Origin of the sequence: Saccharicrinis aurantiacus (assembly GCF_001660705.2) — a bacterium.
Classification (GTDB): Bacteria; Bacteroidota; Bacteroidia; order Bacteroidales; family Marinilabiliaceae; genus Saccharicrinis; species Saccharicrinis aurantiacus.
On the sequence record NZ_LYBV02000036.1, the window covers coordinates 24,534 to 43,769 of the forward strand.

A 19,236-nucleotide genomic window follows, 5' to 3' on the forward strand; every position below is an offset into this window, starting at 1 on the left:
ATACTGAGTTTTTTATGACATTGCTCATATTTGTATGGTAATCAGTTGTTATAGCTGTTTTATTTTTCCTAAAAAATAGCTTACTTTATTAGCATAAGTATTCTTGTTAGGCATTCAAAACGATTCCCTATAGGGTACTTTAGTTAAGCGAGAAGTAATTCCCAATATTCATTTTTCTAACATTTTAAATCCCTTGATTATGGCAGTAAAAAGAGTCTACACATTCGGAAATGGAGAAGCAGAAGGAAAAGCAGATATGAAAAACCTCTTGGGAGGTAAAGGTGCTAATCTTGCTGAAATGAATTTAATAGGTGTTCCGGTTCCTCCTGGGTTTACAATAACAACTGATGTTTGTTCTGAATACAATGACCTGGGCAGAGATAAAGTCCTAGAGTTATTAAAGTCTGAGATTGAAGAATCAATTACAAAAATAGAAAAGCTGACGCAAACTAATTTTGGCGATAAAAACAATCCACTTTTGGTTTCAGTACGTTCAGGAGCAAGGGCATCTATGCCAGGGATGATGGATACTGTACTAAACCTTGGTTTAAATGAAGATTCAGTTGCCGGAATTGCAAAGAAATCGGGTAACGAACGGTTTGCTTGGGATTCGTATCGCAGGTTTGTGCAGATGTATGGAGATGTGGTGTTGGGAATGAAACCAGTTTCGAAGGAAGAAATAGATCCATTTGAAAAAATAATGGAAGACGTTAAATTAGAAAAGGGTGTAGATTTAGATACAGATTTAGATGTTAACGATTTAAAAGAATTGGTAGTTCTCTTTAAGGAAGCCGTTAAAGAACAAACAGGACAAGGTTTCCCAGAGAGTGCATGGGAGCAATTGTGGGGAGCAATATTAGCAGTTTTTGATAGTTGGAATAATGACAGAGCAATTCTATATAGGCGCATGGAAGGGATACCTGATGAATGGGGTACTGCTGTAAATGTGCAAGCCATGGTTTATGGTAATATGGGCGATGACTCTGCTACAGGGGTGGCCTTTACCAGAGATGCAGGAACAGGGGAGAATATGTTTAATGGTGAGTATTTAATCAATGCTCAAGGCGAAGATGTTGTTGCGGGTATACGAACGCCGCAGCAAATTACTAAAGAAGGTTCTATTAGGTGGGCTAGGTTGCAAGATATTTTAGAAGAGGATAGAGTAATGATGTATCCATCTTTGGAAGAGGCAATGCCCGAAGTTTTTGAAGAATTGAATGCCGTTCAGAAAAAGCTAGAAATGCATTATAAAGATATGCAAGATCTAGAATTTACTGTTCAGGATAAAAAGCTTTGGTTACTTCAAACCAGAAACGGCAAACGTACAGGTGCTGCAATGGTGAAAATAGCCATGGACTTATACAGAGAAGGAATTATTGATGATAAGTTAGCATTGATGCGTGTTGAAGCCAATAAATTAGATGAGCTATTACATCCGGTATTTGATATGAAAGCAATTGGTAGCGCCAACGAATTAGCTAAAGGTTTGCCAGCTTCGCCAGGTGCAGCATCCGGACAAATTATATTTTTCGCTGATGAAGCCAATAAATATGAGAATACAATATTAGTGCGTATTGAGACTTCTCCGGAGGATTTAGAAGGGATGCTTATTGCCAAAGGAATTCTTACCGCTCGAGGCGGGATGACCTCACACGCCGCAGTTGTTGCTCGAGGGATGGGTAAGTGTTGTGTATCTGGTGCAGGAGCATTAAAAATTGATTATAAAGAGCGAACATTACGAATTGGTTCTGATATTTATAGGGAAGGAGACTGGATTTCTCTAAACGGATCATCAGGGAAAGTATATGCCGGACAAGTAAAAACACGAATGCCTGATTTAGATGGTGATTTTGCTTCAATTATGGATTTCGCCTCTAAATATACGCGTATGTCTGTACGAACTAACGCAGATACACCTAAGGATGCTAAAGTGGCTCGAGGTTTTGGAGCCGAGGGTATTGGTTTATGTAGAACGGAACATATGTTTTTTGAAGGAGAACGCATTAAAACTGTTCGTGAGATGATTCTTTCGTCGGATGAAGAAGGGCGGAGAAACGCTTTGGCTAAGTTATTACCATACCAAAAATCTGATTTTGAAGGAATATTAGAAGCAATGCAAGGTTTTGGAGTTACTATTCGTCTGCTAGATCCGCCATTGCATGAGTTTGTACCTCATACCGAAGCTGCACAACAAGAAATGGCTAAAGAAATGGGGATTAGCTTAGCAGAAGTTAAAACTAAAGTGTCAGATTTATCGGAGTTCAACCCTATGTTAGGTCATAGGGGCTGTAGATTGGGTAATACTTATCCTGAAATTACAGAAATGCAAGCCCGCGCAATTGTAGAAGCAGCAATAGCTCTGAAGAAGCGAGGTGTAATTACGAAGCCAGAAATAATGGTGCCATTAATCGGAACGGTTGAAGAGTTTAAAATGCAATCTGATATTATCAATAAAACAGCTAAAACCGTTTTTGAAGAAACTGGGGATACCATTGAGTATATGGTGGGCACTATGATTGAGATTCCTAGAGCTGCATTAACGGCTGATAAAGTTGCTGAATTTGCTGAGTTTTTCTCATTTGGAACAAACGATTTAACTCAAATGACTTTTGGTTATTCACGTGATGATGCCAATAAATTTCTCCCTATTTATATCGAAAAAGGAATTCTTAAAAATGATCCATTCCAAGTACTCGATCAAACAGGCGTAGGTCAGTTGGTTGAAATGGGTACAAAAAAAGGAAGATCAGCTAAGCCAGGCTTAAAAGTGGGTATCTGCGGGGAACACGGAGGAGAGCCATCTTCAGTAGGTTTTTGTAATTCTGTAGGTATGGATTATGTTTCATGTTCGCCATACAGAGTGCCAATTGCTAGGGTTGCTGCAGCGCAAGCCCATATCTTAAGTGAGGATTAATTCGCTTTAAATATTTAAAAAGAGGTTATTTTTGTTAAATGACCTCTTTTTTCATGTAAACCTTTGTAAATTTGGCTTGTTACCTAAATTAAAAATCCAGTCATAAATTCAAAAAAATAAATTTAAGTATGAGCACTACCTCAAAACCGACATCGGCCAAAGATAGAGTTGTCTTTTTAGATGTATTAAGGGGCTTTGCCCTAACGGGTATTTTATTTGCCAATATTCTTAGTTGGAGTGGCATTAAGTTTCTACCATTTGAAAGTATAATTGAACTTGGCAATGTCCAAGTAGATTCAATTCTATATAAAATACTTACATTCTTGGTTGACACTAAGTTTTACACCATATTTTCTATTCTTTTTGGGGTAGGATTTTATATGCAATTAAGCCGAAATTTAGACAATCCCTCATTTGCAGGCTTTTATTTTAAACGCCAATTGCTACTCTTGTTAATTGGTTCTATTCATACATTCTTCTGGTCAGGTGATATATTAATGCTCTATGCACTTATGGGAATGATATTAATTGGCTTAAGAAGAATTCCTGTTCAAAAGTTTTTAGCAGTAGGAGCCGGCTTATATTTCTTTCCAATAGTATTGGATATTATTTATATGTATTCATTTGCACAAGATCTTCCTGTAATTGAAAAAGCTGCGTTAAAAACCTATTCAGATATGTCGCCAGAAGCCGTGGTAGCAGGTTTCCAATCAGGAGAGTTCTTCAAAACGTTTAGTACAAACTGGCATAATGTTTTTTGGCGTTGGTACGATTTTATTCCATCTGGGCGACCATTTAAAGTTTTAGGATTATTCTTTTTTGGTTCATACTTATATCATAAAGAATTCTTTACAAAAGGAGCGCTTAAAACCAAGAACCTTCTTACGTTTTTAATAATAGGTATTGTATTTACAACTATTACTATCAATATGAAAGGAAGTGTGGCTAGTTTTTCTAGAGACTGGAATAATGTTCTTTATAGGGTATTACACGAGTTTGGTCAGATAGGCTTAAGTTTATCATACATATGTATATTAGCCAAATTTGTTGAGCGATTTACAAATAGTAAAGTAGTGGAGTGGTTGAAAAATTACGGACGTATGTCGTTAACCTCATATGTAGGGCATACTGTAATGGGAATATTAGTATTTTATCCAGTAATTGCCTTTGGGTATTTTGGAAAGCTTACTCTAGAAACTATCTATTATGTAGCATGGATTATTTTAGTTATTCAAATTGCATTTAGTACAATTTGGTTTAAGTATTTTAAATTTGGACCCGTGGAGTGGTTATGGCGTTGTGCGTCTTATGGCAAGTGGTTTCCTATATTAAAAGATAAGTAAAACTTATTTTATTGAATCTAAGTACATAGAATACCTTTAAAACTATTACTTTTGCGCTCTTAAAATTATATATGTGGGAAGAATATTAGCTTTAGATTACGGGAAGAAGAAAACTGGAGTAGCAGTTACAGATCCAATGCAAATAATTGCCAATGGGTTAGATACTGTTCCATCCCATACATTAGTTGAATTTCTTGAAAAGTATATGGCCACTGAACAAGTTGATAAGATTGTTTTAGGGTATGCGAGGCAAAATGATGGGACCGATTCTGAATCGATGAAGTACATTAAGCCTTTTTATAATAGACTAAAAAACAAATTTCCGACTTTAGATGTTGAATGGGTAGACGAGTGGGGAACTTCAAAGATGGCATTTCAAGCAATGATTGATGGAGGATTAAAGAAGAAAGCCCGTAGAGATAAGGCGATGGTAGATAAAATAAGTGCCACAATAATTTTGCAATCTTATTTAGAACAAAAAGGAAATTTTAGAATATGATTTATCCAATTTATGTATATGGTCATCCTGTGTTACGCAAGGTAGCCGAAGAAATAGATGAAGACTACGAAGGTTTAAGTGATTTAATTGATAATATGTGGCAAACAATGTACCATACGGATGGTATAGGTTTAGCTGCCCCTCAGATAGGTAAGCCTATCCGATTAATGGTGATTGATGCAGACCCAATGGGAGAGGAGTTTCCTGAATTGGCTGGTTTCAAAAGAACTTATATTAATCCAATTATAACGGACTTTTATGAGGATGAAATTGTTTCAGAATCAGAAGGTTGCTTGAGTCTTCCGGGTATTAGGGAAGAAGTAAAACGACCATCGAAAGTAAAAATTGAATACGAGGATATCAATTTCGAATTAAAGGAAGAGGTTCTCGAAGGTTTTGCAGCAAGAGTGGTTCAACATGAGTATGATCACCTTGAGGGTAAATTATTTGTTGATCATCTATCTCCATTGAAGAAACGATTATTGAAAGGTAAGTTAACATCCATAAGCAAAGGAAAAGCCGATGTTAATTATCGAATTAAAACAAAATAGTTATTTACAAAAGCACCTTTTAGAGGTGCTTTTTTTTATGTCGTTTTTTGATTATAACTTACTTGGTGCTAAATATGTTTTTATTATTATTTTTGGCAGAAATAATATGTGTTGATACACATATGTGAGTACAGCTAAAAACTAACTATGCACACAAATAAAAACCTCACTAAAGAGCAGAGTAAGCAATTTAACCTTTGGCAATACAAAAGTAACTTACCCTACATAAGGCTTTATTTCCTTATGTTCATGCTTGGGTATCCCTTATTTGGTTTAATGGATTACTTTGGTACTGGAAATTCATATGAAACAGTATTAAGAATTAGGTTGTTATTTGGGTTTCCTTTATTGGTATTTGCATTCATTTCAACCTTCTATAGCAGTTTTAACGCTTATAATAAAATAATAAGCGGAATAGCTCTGTTTGTGATGAATATATCTATTCCGTTAATGTATTCTTTTTTACCTTCAGATAGCCCAGATGCTGCAACTTATTATGGTGGATTTTTAATTACATTAGTATCAATGGGCGTTTCATTAGGCGACAAGCGTTTTATTACAGTTTCATTAATTGTAAATAGTGTTGCTTTTTGTATGGTTGCGTTTTGGGTGCACGATCTGCACATAACGGATGCTAATTTATTTGCCAAAACAGTTTTTTATTTGGCAACTGCCGTTTTATTCTTTTGTATAACGGCACATGTATTAGAGAATAGATCTGTAAAGTTGTTTCTAGCTCTGCAAGAACTCGAAAATGAGAAAGGGAAAGTTGATCTTCAAAACGATAGATTAAGAGCTGTTAATTCTGTTAAAGACCGTTTCTTTGCTATTATATCTCACGATTTAAGAACACCGTTTAATAGTATGTTAGGTTATTTTGAGGTGAAGTTACGAGAAGCTGAGGAAAAAAAGATTGAGATAGATTCAAATGTTTTGCAGCTTTTTTATCAAGAAACTAGGAATACCTACGATTTCTTGGATAACTTATTGCAGTGGAGCAAAACCCAAATGAACAACACTGAAATAAGTAAATCTCCAGAATTGTTGATTGATATTTATGAAAAAAGTATCGATTTATTTAAAACTCAAGCCGCACAAAAGTCAATTACATTAGAATCTAATATTGATAAGGATTTATTAGTTTCTTGCAATAAAGAGCTCATTATTGCTGTATTGCGTAATCTAATAAGTAATGCCATTAAATACAGCCATAAAGGAGGAGTAGTTACTTTAGATGCAGTAATATTGAATGATAAAGTAGTTATTAAGGTTTGTGATTCAGGTGTTGGTATAGAACTGAGCCAGATTAAAGATTTGCAATATTCTATTTATGGTAGTACTCAAAAAGGAACAAATGGTGAAATAGGTTCCGGTACAGGTCTTTTAATCTGTCACGATTTCTTAAAACAGCATAATACGGCATTGGGTATAACTAGTGAGATAAACAAAGGAAGTGAGTTTTCCTTTATTCTTACAAGGGGATAATGTGTAAAATAGATTTATAGAAAATTGAGTTTCCTAAAACCTTTTTGTCGTATGTTTGTTTATTAATCGAAACTAAACATTAAACAAATGAAACTAAACATTAAACAAGCTAAATTAACTATTAGTATAATACTTTTATTTGCTATAAGCACTCTTGGCTTTTCGCAATCAGGAAAAATAAGTGGTATTATTAAAGATGCATACTCGAATAAACCAGTTGAGTTTGCAAATATGATTATAAGAAATACTACAATAGGTACTTCAACAGACTCTTTAGGAAGGTTTACCTTAGAAGGCATAGAGGATGAATTTATTCAAATTCAGATTTCATCTTTAGGATATAAACCAAAAATAACAGAGAGTTTTAGGATATCCAAGGTGCGTTCAAATTTTGTTGAAATAGATCTTGAACCAAGTTCAGAATCCTTAGAAGAAGTAACTGTACGAGCATCCCCTTTTGCCGATAAAATTGAAAGTCCGGTTAGTTTGCGTCGTATCGGAATTGATCAGATAGAAAAAAGTGCAGGTGCAAATAGAGATATCTCTAAAGTAATACAAAGTTTCCCAGGTGTAGCAAGTTCAGCTTCTTTTCGTAATGATATAATTGTACGTGGTGGTGGACCTTCAGAAAATAAATTTTTCATCGACGGGATTGAAATTCCTACTATAAATCACTTTTCTACTCAAGGTGCATCTGGTGGACCGGTTGGAATCTTGAATGTTGATTTTATCCGAGAAGTAGATTTTTATTCCAGTGCTTTCCCTTCGGCCAGAGGTAATGCATTAAGTTCTGTAATGGAATTTAAGCAAATGGATGGTAGTAAAGAAGGAACTGACTTTAAGGCTGTGTTAGGTGCTAGTGAAGTTGCTTTATCAGCATCGGCTCCTGTTTCTGAAAAAACTTCAATGTTTGTATCTGCGCGTCGCTCCTATTTACAATTCTTATTTTCTGCATTAGATTTACCATTTTTACCAACGTTTACTGATTTTCAGTTTAAAACAAAAACAAAGATCAATCAGAAAAATGAAATTACGTTTTTGGGCTTTGGAGCAATTGATCAGTTTAGGTTAAATAAAAATGCAGGTGATACTCCTGAAAATCAATATACCTTAGCTTATTTGCCAGTTAATGAGCAGTGGAATTATACTTTCGGAGTGAACTATAAGCACTATTTTGGTAAGAGTTATTTAACTGTGGTGGCAAGTCGAAATCATTTAGATAATTCATCCTATAAATATCAGGATAATATTGAAGTGCCTGAGAACTTAACTTACGATTATGCATCTTCTGAAATTGAAAATAAATTCAGAACAGAAATTAATACAGCCATAAATAAATTAACCATAAATGCTGGTGTTGGCTTAGAATCGGCTAACTATACTAATGACACTTATCGTTTACTTTACGAAAATGAAGCACCTGTTCAAGATTACTATTCTTCAGAATTATCTTTTTTTAAATACGCGATGTTTGGTTCGGTTGGTTTGCCAGTTTGGAACGATAGAGTTAAGTTATCATTAGGTTTACGTATGGATGCTAATAATTATTCATCAGATATGAATAATTTGCTTGACCAAATTAGTCCTCGTTTTAGTGCATCTGTTAAACTTTCACAACCTTTATACTTTAACTTTAATGTAGGGCGTTATTACCAATTGCCAGCATATACAACAATGGGTTACAGAAATGAGCAGGGTGACTTGCTGAATAAACAAAATGGCTTAAAATATATTAATGCCGATCATATTGTAGCAGGTTTCGCTTATCAACCTAATAATTTTACAAAAATCACTCTTGAAGGTTTTTATAAAGATTATGGTAACTATCCGTTTAGCGTTAATGATTCGGTTTCTATTGCTAGTAAAGGTGGAGATTTTGGAGTTATAGGTGATGAAGAAGTTACACCAACTAGCGATGGCCGTGCTTATGGTTTTGAGATAATGGCGCGTCAAACATCTGCTAAGGGCTATAGCTTTATTGCAGCATATACTTTTGTGCGTAGTGAGTTTACAAATATAAATGGTGAGTTTGTGCCAAGTTCTTGGGATAGCAAGCATTTATTTACGGCAACAGTTAATAAATCATTAAAACGTAATTGGGATATAGGATTAAAGTGGCGTTACCTTGGTGGCTTGCCTTATACGCCTGTTGATGTTGAGAAGTCTTCGCTTAAAGAGGCATGGGATGTTCAGGGAAGAGAATATCTCGATTATGGTCAATTTAACGAAGAGCGTTTGGAAGCTTTTCACCAATTAGATTTACGTATTGATAAAACCTACACGTTTTCAAAATGGTCTCTAGGTTTTTATCTTGATATTCAAAATCTCTATAATTTTAAGGCAAAAGAACCTACTAAATATATCAGAGAATTAGATGGTGGTGGTAATCCAATTATCGTAAATCCTGAGGCACCTGCTAATGAACAACAATATAGTTTGGTTCCTTTAAATACAGAATCAGGTACAGTATTGCCTACTATCGGTATTATTGCTGAGTTTTAACGGAATATTTATCCACTTTTTGTGAGGACTTATAACTTGTACAATGTTAGTAAACAAAATCATTAACTAAAGTCAAATAATTGTATTACCTTTGTGCCGATCAAAAGAAACGCAATAGAGCGAGTTGTGTCAATTGTGTTTTTTTCTCCTGACATGATGTATTTGCTTTTGTAGTTCTATTCTTTACCATAGCAAATATAGATGCCAACAGACAACAGAATTGTATTAAATATTAACTATAAATAGTAGATGAGTAAATCACAAGAGACATTTAACAAAAAAGAGCGCGAAAAAAAGAGGTTAAAAAAGAAGCAAGATAAGCTTAAAAGAAAAGAAGAACGTAAAGAAAATGCAACTAAAGGTGCTACTTTGGATGATATGATTGCTTACGTTGATGAAAACGGAAACCTTACAGATACTCCTCCGGATCCAGCAGCAAAAACAAAAATTGATGCATCAACAATCGAAATTTCTATACCTAAAGGTGGTAAAGAAGTTATGCCTTCGGTTAGAAATGGTAAAGTTGATTTCTATAACGATGCAAAAGGATTTGGTTTTATTCGCGAAAGTGGAACTCAGGAAAAGTACTTCTTTCATGTTAATGGTCTTATTGATGAAGTTAGAGAGAACGATAAAGTAACTTTTGAACTAGAGCAAGGTTTAAAAGGTCTTAATGCCGTTCAAGTAACTAAGATGAAATAATATTACATCAAAGATATAATGAAAAGCTACCCAAGGGTGGCTTTTTTTTGGTTTAATATATAGCGGATTCCTTTTCTTATTTGTATTAATTATAAATTAATAAGGGTATCTTTGCTAGCTTTCAAATTTGGATAAAAGAATAAATCATGAGTAATAAAATAACAGAACTATTTAATATTAAGTATCCAATTATTCAAGGTGGAATGGTTTGGGTTAGTGGCTGGAAATTAGCATCTGCTGTTAGTAATAATGGTGGATTAGGTTTGTTAGGTGCTGGATCAATGTATCCAGAAGTGTTGAAAGAGCATATTTCTAAAATGAAAACTGCAACTGATAAGCCTTGGGGTGTTAATGTTCCTCTTTTATATCCAAATGTTGAAGAGCTTATTGATATTATTATTGAAGAAGGGGTTAAAATTGTATTTACTAGTGCCGGAAATCCTGCAAAGTTTACATCAAAATTAAAAGCAGCTGGTATTACAGTTGTTCATGTTATTGCCAATAGCCGTTTTGCAAAAAAATGCGAAGATAGCGGAGTTGATGCTATCGTTGCTGAAGGTTTTGAAGCGGGAGGTCATAACAGTAGAGAAGAAACAACCACAATGGTTCTAATTCCTCAAATTAGAAAAGTAACAAATTTGCCATTGATAGCTGCCGGAGGTATTGGAACCGGAAGAGGAATGGCAGCTGCTACAGCCTTGGGTGCAGATGGAATTCAAATAGGTTCTCGCTTTGCGGTTAGTAAAGAGTCTTCAGCACATCCAAACTTTTTAAACAAAGTTCTTGAAGCTAACGAAGGAGGAACTGTATTAACCCTGAAGCAATTGGCACCAGTTCGATTAATTCATAATAAATTTTCAGATGAGGTAGATGCTGCTCAAAAACGTGGAGCTACTCCTGAAGAATTAAAAGAAATGTTAGGAAGAGGACGTGCTAAAAAAGGTATGTTTGAGGGAGATCTTGACGAAGGAGAATTAGAAATCGGACAGGTATCTTCGCTAATTAATGATATTCCATCAGTATCAGAAATTATCACTGATGTGATTAAAGAATACAATGAGGTAGTTACTTGTTTAAGTAATAAGGGAACCTATTAACAGATATTGCTTTATAGCCAAGTCGGCGCATAAATATAGATAAGTAGAATGATAGAAATTAAGAAATATACGCTCGATAATGGTTTAAGAATAATCGTTCATCCTGATAAAACAACACCTTTAGCTGCGGTTAATGTGTTGTACAATGTTGGAGCTAAAGATGAGAGTGAACTTAAAACAGGTTTCGCGCATTTGTTTGAGCATTTAATGTTTGGAGGTAGTAAAAATATTCCATCGTATGATGAACCATTACAAAATGTAGGGGGTGACAATAATGCTTGGACAAGTAATGATATGACGAATTACTATCTTACTTTACCAGCTTCTAATATTGAAACAGGGTTTTGGTTAGAATCTGATAGAATGTTAGAGTTAGATTTCTCTCAAGATTCACTAGATGTTCAAAAAAAGGTTGTTATTGAAGAGTACAAACAGCGTTATTTAAATCAGCCTTATGGTGATGTTCCTTTATTGATGCGTCCTTTGATGTACAAAACGCATCCTTATAAATGGCCGACTATTGGTGCCGATATAAAACATATTGAAGAGGCAACTTTAGAAGATGTAAAGAGTTTCTTTTATAAGCATTATGCACCAAATAATGCCATTCTATCTGTTTCTGGAAATGTAGATCCTGATGAAGTATATGAATTAGCAAAAAAGTGGTTTGGCGATATTCCTTCTCGTGATGTTGCCACACGCTCTTTACCTGAAGAACCTATTCAAACAGAATTAAGATCTATTAAGGTTGAAAGAGATGTGCCAACAGATATGCTTCAAATGTCATTTCACATGTGCGCACGTCGTGATGATGATTATTATGCTATGGATCTGTTATCCGATGTATTATCTAACGGAACTAGCTCTCGTTTAAATCAACATCTTATAAAAGAGCAAAAGCTTTTTACCGATGTACACGCTTATATTTCTGGCGATGTTGAACCTGGCATATTTACTTTCTCAGGCCATGTATCAGATGATGTTAATATCGATGATGCAGAAAAGGCTATTTGGAAAGAAATTGAAATGATAAAAGAAGAGTTGGTTTCAGATTATGAGTTGGACAAAGTTAAAAATAAGGTAGAGTCTACCATCACATTTTCTGAAATTAATTTCTTGAACAAAGCTATGAATTTAGCACAGTTCGAATTATTAGGAGAAGCAGAAGATGCCAATGCTGAGGTTGATAAATACAGAAAAGTTACTGCACAACAAATACAGGATTGTTGTAAAAAGGTTTTGGTTGAGAGCAATTGCTCAAAATTACATTATCTATCAAAATCAAAGAAAAATAGTTAGTAATTATCATCAAACCTGTAAGTAATATTTTTTATTTATGATTAATAGAGCAGAAGCACCAACATATAAGCAGCCAGAGAAACTAAATATTTTGGCAGCAAAAGAATTTAAATTACAAAATGGTATTCCAGTCCAGTATATCGAAGGAGGAACTCAGGAAGTTTGTAAAATTGATTTAATCTTTCCAGCAGGCGTTGTACAATCTCATAAACCATTATTAGCTTCATTTACAAGTAACTTAATGCTTGAAGGTACTGAGAATATGACTTCCTTTGAAATTGCAGAGAAAGTAGATTATTACGGTGCTTTTCTTGCGCAGTCAACAAATTACCACCATTCTCAAGTAACTTTATATACCTTAACCAAACACTTAGATAAACTATTGCCTGTTCTAGAAGAGGTTGTAAAACGACCTGTATTTAGTCAGCATGAATTTGATATATATTTAGCAAAGAAGAAGCAAGATTTTCTTGTTGATTCTGAGAAAGTAAAAACTCTAGCGCACCGTAAATCTCAAGAAATCTTATTTACAAATGCCCACCCTTATGGAAGAGTTGCCAAAGTTCATCATTTTGATGAGATAGGAGTAGAGGATTTAAAGGATTTTTATAAAAAGCAGTATGCTTCAAACTTATGCGAAGTAATTGTATCAGGTAGAGGTGGCGATAAATTGGAGTCATTCTTAAATCAATATTTTGGGGGTGATGATTGGAGTGTTGCAGCTCCCGAAGAGCCAAAATTGCCCGAGGTAAAGGGAGAAGCAAGGCGTTTTTTCTTAGTTGAGAAAGCTGACGCAAAGCAAAGTGCCATAAAAATAGTGAGAAACTCGGTTACTAAAGATCATGAAGATTATTTGCCACTTCAGGTTTTAAATACCGTTTTTGGAGGATATTTCGGGTCTCGATTAATGACAAACCTCCGCGAAGAGAAAGGTTTAACTTACGGTATCTCTTCTTATACAATTTCATTTATTGAAGCTGGTATTTTTGGTGTTTCTACAGAAGTTGTTGCCGAGAAACGTGATTTAGCTGTTTCTGAAATATTTGCCGAAATGGGCAAGATGCAGAATAATTTAGTTTCTGATGAGGAGTTATCTCGTGTAAAGAACTATATGTTAGGCGAATTACAACGTAACCTTGATGGGCCATTTGCAGTTTCAGATGCTTATCGTGGTTTAATGGGATTTAAATCAGATATTAGTTTTTATCATAAGTTTACCGAATTGGTTAAAAACATCACAGCTAAAGAAATACAAACTTTGGCTCAAAAATATCTAAATCCACAAGACTTTTATACCGTTATAGCAGGTAAGTAGTTATTTTTGTTTATAATTGCTATTCGTTACAAGCCTTTATTTAATAGGCTATAAAGGATATTCATTATCTTTTGTTAAATTTTAAGAGCATATTATTTGATGAGTGAAAGTATATCTGAAAAAGATGAAAAAGAGCTAATTCGTAAAGAATTTGAATCCTTAATAGAAAACTGTCCTAAGTGTCAAACTAAGGATGGGTATAAAATGGTGAAAAAGGCTTTCGATTTGGCGAATGAAGCTCATGGTGGAGTTCGACGTAAGTCTGGTGAGCCGTATATTCTTCATCCAATTGAAGTTGCTCGAATTGCCTCTGAGGAGATTGGCCTTGGAGCAACTGGAGTTTCAGCAGCTTTATTGCACGATGTAATTGAAGATACAGATTATACCTATGAGGACTTAAGCCATATTTTTGGCGAAAAAGTAGCTTCTATTGTTGATGGCCTTACCAAATTAGATGGTGTTTTCGATAAAAATAAATCAGCTCAAGCTGAGAATTTTCGAAAGTTGCTTCTAACTATGATTGAAGATATCCGAGTTATATTAATTAAACTCGCAGATAGACTTCATAACATGCGAACTCTTGGGTCAATGCCCGAGCATAAGCGACTTAAAATTGCGGGTGAAACATTATTTATGTTTGCCCCATTAGCACATCGTTTGGGTTTACATGCCATCAAAACTGAGCTTGAAGATTTAAGTCTCAAGTACGAGCACCCTTCTATTTATAATGATATAACTAGCAAAATTGAATCGAAGGAACTTCAGAATAAAGATATTCTTGAAAAATTTATTGATCCAATTAAAAGTATTCTCGATGATGCGGGAATTAATTATGAAATAAAATCTCGACCAAAATCAGTATTTTCCATATGGACAAAGATGCAGAAGCAGAATGTTACTATTGATGAGATATACGATTTATTGGCCATTCGGATTGTTTTCAGAAGTAATGAACTGTTGCCAGAAAAGGCACAATGCTGGAATATATATTCTCTTATAACGGATATTTATAAACCAAAACCTGATCGATTAAGGGATTGGGTTAGTACGCCAAAAGCAAATGGCTACGAAGCTTTGCATGCTACGGTTATGGGTCCTCGCGGAAAGTGGGTTGAAATTCAGGTTAGAAGTGAGCGAATGCACGATATTGCTGAACGTGGTTTTGCAGCTCATTATAAATATAAAGGTTTAAGTGAGAAAGAGTCTGAACTTGAAAATTGGTTGCAGAGAATCAGAGACTTGCTTGAAAATCCATCTCAAGATTCGCTTGAGTTTATGGATGATTTTAAGTTGAACCTGTTTTCTTCTGAAATTTCAATATTCACACCTAAAGGTGATGTGAAAGTATTACCTAAAGGAGCAACCGTTTTAGATTTTGCTTTTGATATTCACACGCATTTAGGACACAAATGTATTGGTGCTAAGGTTAATTACAAATTAGTACCTGTCAGTCACGTTTTGAAAAGTGGCGATCAGGTTGAGATTATCACTTCAGAAAAGCAAACGCCTAAGTATGAATGGTTATCTACCGTGACTACTGCCAAAGCAAAAACCAGTATTAAATCGGTTTTTAAGAAAGAACGTAAGGAGCTTGTTAGTAAAGGAGAGCAGTTGCTTCAAAGCGAACTATCAAAAAAGAAACTTACCATACACAAACGTATTTTAGATAAGATTCTGCACTATTATAAAATTGAGAAAAAAGACGAGCTTTATTTTAAAATTGCATCAGATAAAATTTCTTTAAAAGATTTAGATAAAGTTCTTCGTAAAAAAACCACGAATAAGTGGATAAAATATTGGACTTTATCTTTTGGAGCCGGAAAAAAGAAGGAAACTCCGAAACCTAAAATAGACAAGCGCAAATCTGTAATATTAACTGATGATACAGATAAGAATGATTATATAATCGCCTCATGCTGTAATCCAATTCCGGGTGATGATGTTGTTGGGTATGTAGATGAGGACCAAAAAGTAATACTGCATAATAGAAAATGTCCGGTTGCCTTAAAGTTAATGTCTAGCCAAGGAAATAAATTGGTTTCAGCGGAATGGTCAACCCATAAGCTACTATCATTTCTCGCCATTATTAAATTAACAGGTATTGATCAGATGGGTATTGTAAGTAAGATTACAAAGGTAATTTCCGATGATCAGAACGTAAATATGCGATCCATTAATTTTGAAAGTCACGATGGTATATTTGAAGGGAATATTTTTTTGTACATCCATAATGTTGAGGATTTGAATAATTTGATATACAATATTATGAGGATAAAAGGGGTGCATACTGTTGAGCGGCAAGAGCGAATGCAACAGCAATAATATATATGAAGGAGAAACGGTAGTTTCTCCTTTTTCTTTTTGGACTACTTCAATTTTCTTTTTATCTTATACATATTATATTTTATTTATTTAGGACAAGTATTATGATGATTTGACCTAACGTTTGTAGTTTAACCATTTAAATGATTTAGTTATGGATAATGTGTTTTTAAAATATATGAAAGAAAGAGAAGGGAAAACTAAACCTACTTCATCTGTTGATTTTTCACAAGGTCCAGTCATTACTATTTCAAGAGAATATGGCTGCCCTGGTAAAAGGATTGGTGAACAGCTTTATCGCGTTATCAATGATAAATTAACTCGTGAAAATCGCACTGCTAATTGGAAATGGCTTAGTAAAGAAATCATAGAGCAATCGGCAAAAGAATTAAAACTATCGAGTGAATTAACAAAGCACTTGTCTGATTATAAAAAACAAGGTTTCTTCGACAATTTGGCTCTATTCTTTTCTGAAGATTATTACCCGGGCGAAACCAAAATAAAGAATACAATTGCTAATTTTATTCATAATGCTGCAGAAGAAGGAAATGTTGTAATAGTAGGAAGAGCAGCCGAAGCCATCACTAAAAACTTTAAGCAATCGATACATATTAAATTGGTTGCACCACTGCAGTGGAGAGCTGAAATTTTGAGTCATACTTTAGGGATATCTCTTGGGGAGGCCGAAAGAGAAGCTTTGGCAATGGATGAGCGCCGCATGAAGTTCAGAGAATATTTTGAGAGAGGTGTGCCAGATGTTCAGTTTTATGATGCTTCGTTTAATTGTAAAGAAATGACGGATGATGAAATTATTGAGCTAATTATTATACTGGCAGAAACAAGAGGGATAATTTAATAATATTAAGGGTAGTTTAACTACCCTTTTTTTTATGTTCTTCTAGCTGAGAAATAAGGCCTTCACATGCATCCTCTAATAAATCAAGTACCAATTCAAACCCTTGCGAACCTCCATAATATGGATCAGGTACATTTGTCTCTGAAAATTTAATACTGTAATCCGTCATTTTACTTAATTTCGAGATATCAGCATCTGTTTGTGCGAGATTAAATAAATCAGTCATATTACTATCATCCATTCCAATAATAAAATCGAAATTAGCAAAATCATCTTTTGCTTTTACTGGTCGGCTAATGCTAGTTAATTGGTATGCCCTCTTTTTTGCATGCTGCATCATTCGTGAATCGGCAGAATCACCTTCGTGATACCCTGTAATTCCTGCTGAATCAATATAATACTTATCTGATAATTTATGTTCCGCTAGTTTAGCTTTCATCACGGCTTCAGCGCTTGGCGAACGGCAGATATTGCCTAGGCATACAAATAATATTTTTGTTTTATCCATTGTTAATTGTATTTGGTTGTTGTGAGTTAAAGCTTTCTTCTTAATTGTTTTAGCTCAGAGAATGCTCTATCTACATCTTCATCATTTACTAAAATAGTAAATTCGTTTGAAGTAGAAATTACCTCAATAATATTGATGCCCTCCCAGGCAACTGCTTTTAATATATTATAATAGAATCCAGGGACCTGACTGTTACTCTCGTGTAACTTTAATGTTATTGCGGACAGATTTACCTTCTTTTCTTTAAGTTCTTCCCCTTTAAAATGTTCTTCAACTAAATTGGAGTATAAACTACTGATTACTAGATTTGATTCATGCACTCCCCGAACCATTGTATAGAATATATCAGAATGTGAAGCTACAGTTTCAAATACTTTCATATGCCCTTTAACAAGTGTATTTGAGTTGGTATAAGTGTAATCAGTAAGGTCGGAACGGACAATAATGTCGCCCAACATATTTATCATTTTTTTTAAGTCAGATGAAAATGAATTTGCCAAATTGGGAGATAATCTGTTTAATGCCATCACTATAGCACCTTGATTGCACTCTTTGTGGATAACTTTTTCTATATCAGGCTTTATTTTTCGGGCAAGGGCTGATACATTTATTAAACCTTCGGATAATGCTTCAGCAATAAAAGGCTTTACTTTTATGATTGATTCAACAGCTTGCGATATAGTAATCATCTAACTTGTTTTGTTTTCAGTTATACTTCTAAAGACTTCAAATTTACGAATTGTTTAAAATTTAACAAAGTGTTATAAACTAGTTTTATTTAACTACATATTTTTAGTATTGATCGAGGAAATACTATATTTGCAAACAAGATTTGAATAACTGCAGATTATATAAAGTTTCGAGAATATGAATTTTAGTTTAAAAGGCTCAATTGTTGCGATTGTAACCCCGTTTTTAGCGGATGGAAGTATTGATTGGGATGCATATGATAAATTAGTTGAGTTTCATTTAAAAAATGGAACCGACGGTATTGTGGTGTGTGGAACAACTAGTGAAACTCCTACCTTAACAGATGCAGAAGATGAAGCATTGATAAAGCGAGCTGTTGAATTAATAAATGGTCGTATTCCTATTATAGCGGGTACAGGCAGTAACTCAACAGATACTGCTGTTGAAAAAACGCAAAAAGCTAAAGATTTAGGTGCTGATGCTGCTTTAGTTGTAGTGCCTTATTATAATAAGCCAACTCAAAAAGGAATTTATAATCACTTCCAAGCGGTTGCAACTAATGTTGATCTACCTATTGTACTTTATAATGTGCCGTCAAGAACTGGAGCTGGCTTATCGCCCGATACAGTGGCTAAATTAGCGAACGATTTTGATAACATTGTAGGAATTAAAGAGGCTGCTGGCGACTTAAGTTACTTTACTCAGATAATTGCAAATACAGCTGAAGATTTTATTGTTTATAGCGGTGATGATTTTTTATCAACCTCAGCTAATTATGCTGGTGCAGATGGTTGTATTTCTGTAGTTGCTAATATTATTCCAAATGAGTTTGCACAATTGATGCAATTATCAATGGAAGGAAATGTAAAAGAAGCCAATAAGATATTCTATAAATATCAAAACTTAATGGATTTATTGTTTATCGAGTCGAATCCAATTCCTGTAAAAGCAGCACTCGCAGAAATGGGATTATTGAAAGAAACGTACAGACAACCACTTTGTGAAATGGATGCTAATAATAAAGAATTATTAGTAGCGGAAATGAAAAAAGTAGGTTTGTTATAAGAATTTATATTTTGTTGATGATGATTGAAGAAGGTCTTTCTATTTATTTAGAAAGGCCTTTTTTGTTCTTATATTTGTTTTAAAATAA

The 19,236-nt window shown here is 34.3% G+C and carries 15 protein-coding genes; 13 read left to right on the top strand and 2 right to left on the bottom strand.

The genetic code is table 11. From position 1 onward, the window contains the following. The first annotated feature begins 199 nt into the window (after nucleotides 1–199). The 12 genes from ppdK to A8B35_RS19065 all read left to right on the top strand — a co-directional run bounded on the left by ppdK (nucleotide 200) and on the right by A8B35_RS19065 (nucleotide 16,885). Nucleotides 200–2,914 carry a pyruvate, phosphate dikinase gene (ppdK, locus tag A8B35_RS19010; RefSeq protein ID WP_068474939.1) on the top strand — a complete coding sequence of 905 codons (2,715 nt, stop codon included), beginning with the start codon at nucleotides 200–202 and terminating at the stop codon, nucleotides 2,912–2,914. Between the two features lie 128 nt (nucleotides 2,915–3,042). Next, nucleotides 3,043–4,257: a DUF418 domain-containing protein gene (locus tag A8B35_RS19015; protein ID WP_068474942.1), complete on the top strand. Its 1,215-nt coding sequence runs from the start codon at nucleotides 3,043–3,045 to the stop codon at nucleotides 4,255–4,257. 73 nt (nucleotides 4,258–4,330) lie between these two features. Then, complete coding sequence (gene ruvX, locus A8B35_RS19020) at nucleotides 4,331–4,756, top strand: Holliday junction resolvase RuvX (protein WP_068474944.1); 426 nt, start codon at nucleotides 4,331–4,333, stop codon at nucleotides 4,754–4,756. Then, a complete protein-coding gene (def, locus tag A8B35_RS19025; protein WP_068474947.1) occupies nucleotides 4,753–5,307 on the top strand; it encodes a peptide deformylase in 555 nt (184 codons plus the stop codon). Before ruvX ends, def begins: the two co-directional genes overlap by 4 nt. A gap of 147 nt (nucleotides 5,308–5,454) precedes the next feature. Then, on the top strand, nucleotides 5,455–6,792 hold the full coding sequence (locus A8B35_RS19030; protein ID WP_075603776.1) for a sensor histidine kinase: 1,338 nt from the start codon (nucleotides 5,455–5,457) through the stop codon (nucleotides 6,790–6,792). 87 nt (nucleotides 6,793–6,879) lie between these two features. Next, a complete protein-coding gene (locus tag A8B35_RS19035) occupies nucleotides 6,880–9,294 on the top strand; it encodes a TonB-dependent receptor (RefSeq protein ID WP_068474953.1) in 2,415 nt (804 codons plus the stop codon). A gap of 249 nt (nucleotides 9,295–9,543) precedes the next feature. Continuing rightward, nucleotides 9,544–9,996, top strand: a complete 453-nt coding sequence (locus A8B35_RS19040) for a cold-shock protein (RefSeq protein WP_068474956.1) — start codon at nucleotides 9,544–9,546, stop codon at nucleotides 9,994–9,996. Nucleotides 9,997–10,142: 146 nt separating this feature from the next. Continuing rightward, nucleotides 10,143–11,093 carry an NAD(P)H-dependent flavin oxidoreductase gene (locus tag A8B35_RS19045; protein WP_068474959.1) on the top strand — a complete coding sequence of 317 codons (951 nt, stop codon included), beginning with the start codon at nucleotides 10,143–10,145 and terminating at the stop codon, nucleotides 11,091–11,093. A 48-nt stretch (nucleotides 11,094–11,141) separates the two neighbouring features. After that, complete coding sequence (locus A8B35_RS19050; RefSeq protein ID WP_068474962.1) at nucleotides 11,142–12,392, top strand: M16 family metallopeptidase; 1,251 nt, start codon at nucleotides 11,142–11,144, stop codon at nucleotides 12,390–12,392. 37 nt (nucleotides 12,393–12,429) lie between these two features. Then, a complete protein-coding gene (locus A8B35_RS19055) occupies nucleotides 12,430–13,707 on the top strand; it encodes a M16 family metallopeptidase (RefSeq protein ID WP_068474965.1) in 1,278 nt (425 codons plus the stop codon). A gap of 99 nt (nucleotides 13,708–13,806) precedes the next feature. Beyond that, nucleotides 13,807–16,029 (top strand): RelA/SpoT family protein, encoded by a 2,223-nt coding sequence (locus A8B35_RS19060; protein WP_068474968.1) that lies wholly within the window; start codon nucleotides 13,807–13,809, stop codon nucleotides 16,027–16,029. Nucleotides 16,030–16,207: 178 nt separating this feature from the next. Next, nucleotides 16,208–16,885 carry a cytidylate kinase-like family protein gene (locus A8B35_RS19065; RefSeq protein WP_245820818.1) on the top strand — a complete coding sequence of 226 codons (678 nt, stop codon included), beginning with the start codon at nucleotides 16,208–16,210 and terminating at the stop codon, nucleotides 16,883–16,885. A 16-nt stretch (nucleotides 16,886–16,901) separates the two neighbouring features. Here the strand turns inward: A8B35_RS19065 and A8B35_RS19070 are convergent, their stop codons facing one another. Continuing rightward, a complete protein-coding gene (locus tag A8B35_RS19070) occupies nucleotides 16,902–17,393 on the bottom strand; it encodes a low molecular weight protein-tyrosine-phosphatase (protein ID WP_068474974.1) in 492 nt (163 codons plus the stop codon). Nucleotides 17,394–17,419: 26 nt separating this feature from the next. After that, nucleotides 17,420–18,082: an aspartate kinase gene (locus tag A8B35_RS19075; protein ID WP_068474976.1), complete on the bottom strand. Its 663-nt coding sequence runs from the start codon at nucleotides 18,080–18,082 to the stop codon at nucleotides 17,420–17,422. A 178-nt stretch (nucleotides 18,083–18,260) separates the two neighbouring features. Here A8B35_RS19075 and dapA point away from each other — a divergent pair, with 178 nt between their 5' ends. After that, entirely contained in the window at nucleotides 18,261–19,148 is an 888-nt protein-coding gene (gene dapA / locus A8B35_RS19080) for a 4-hydroxy-tetrahydrodipicolinate synthase (RefSeq protein WP_068474979.1), read from the top strand. The last annotated feature ends 88 nt before the right edge of the window (nucleotides 19,149–19,236 follow it).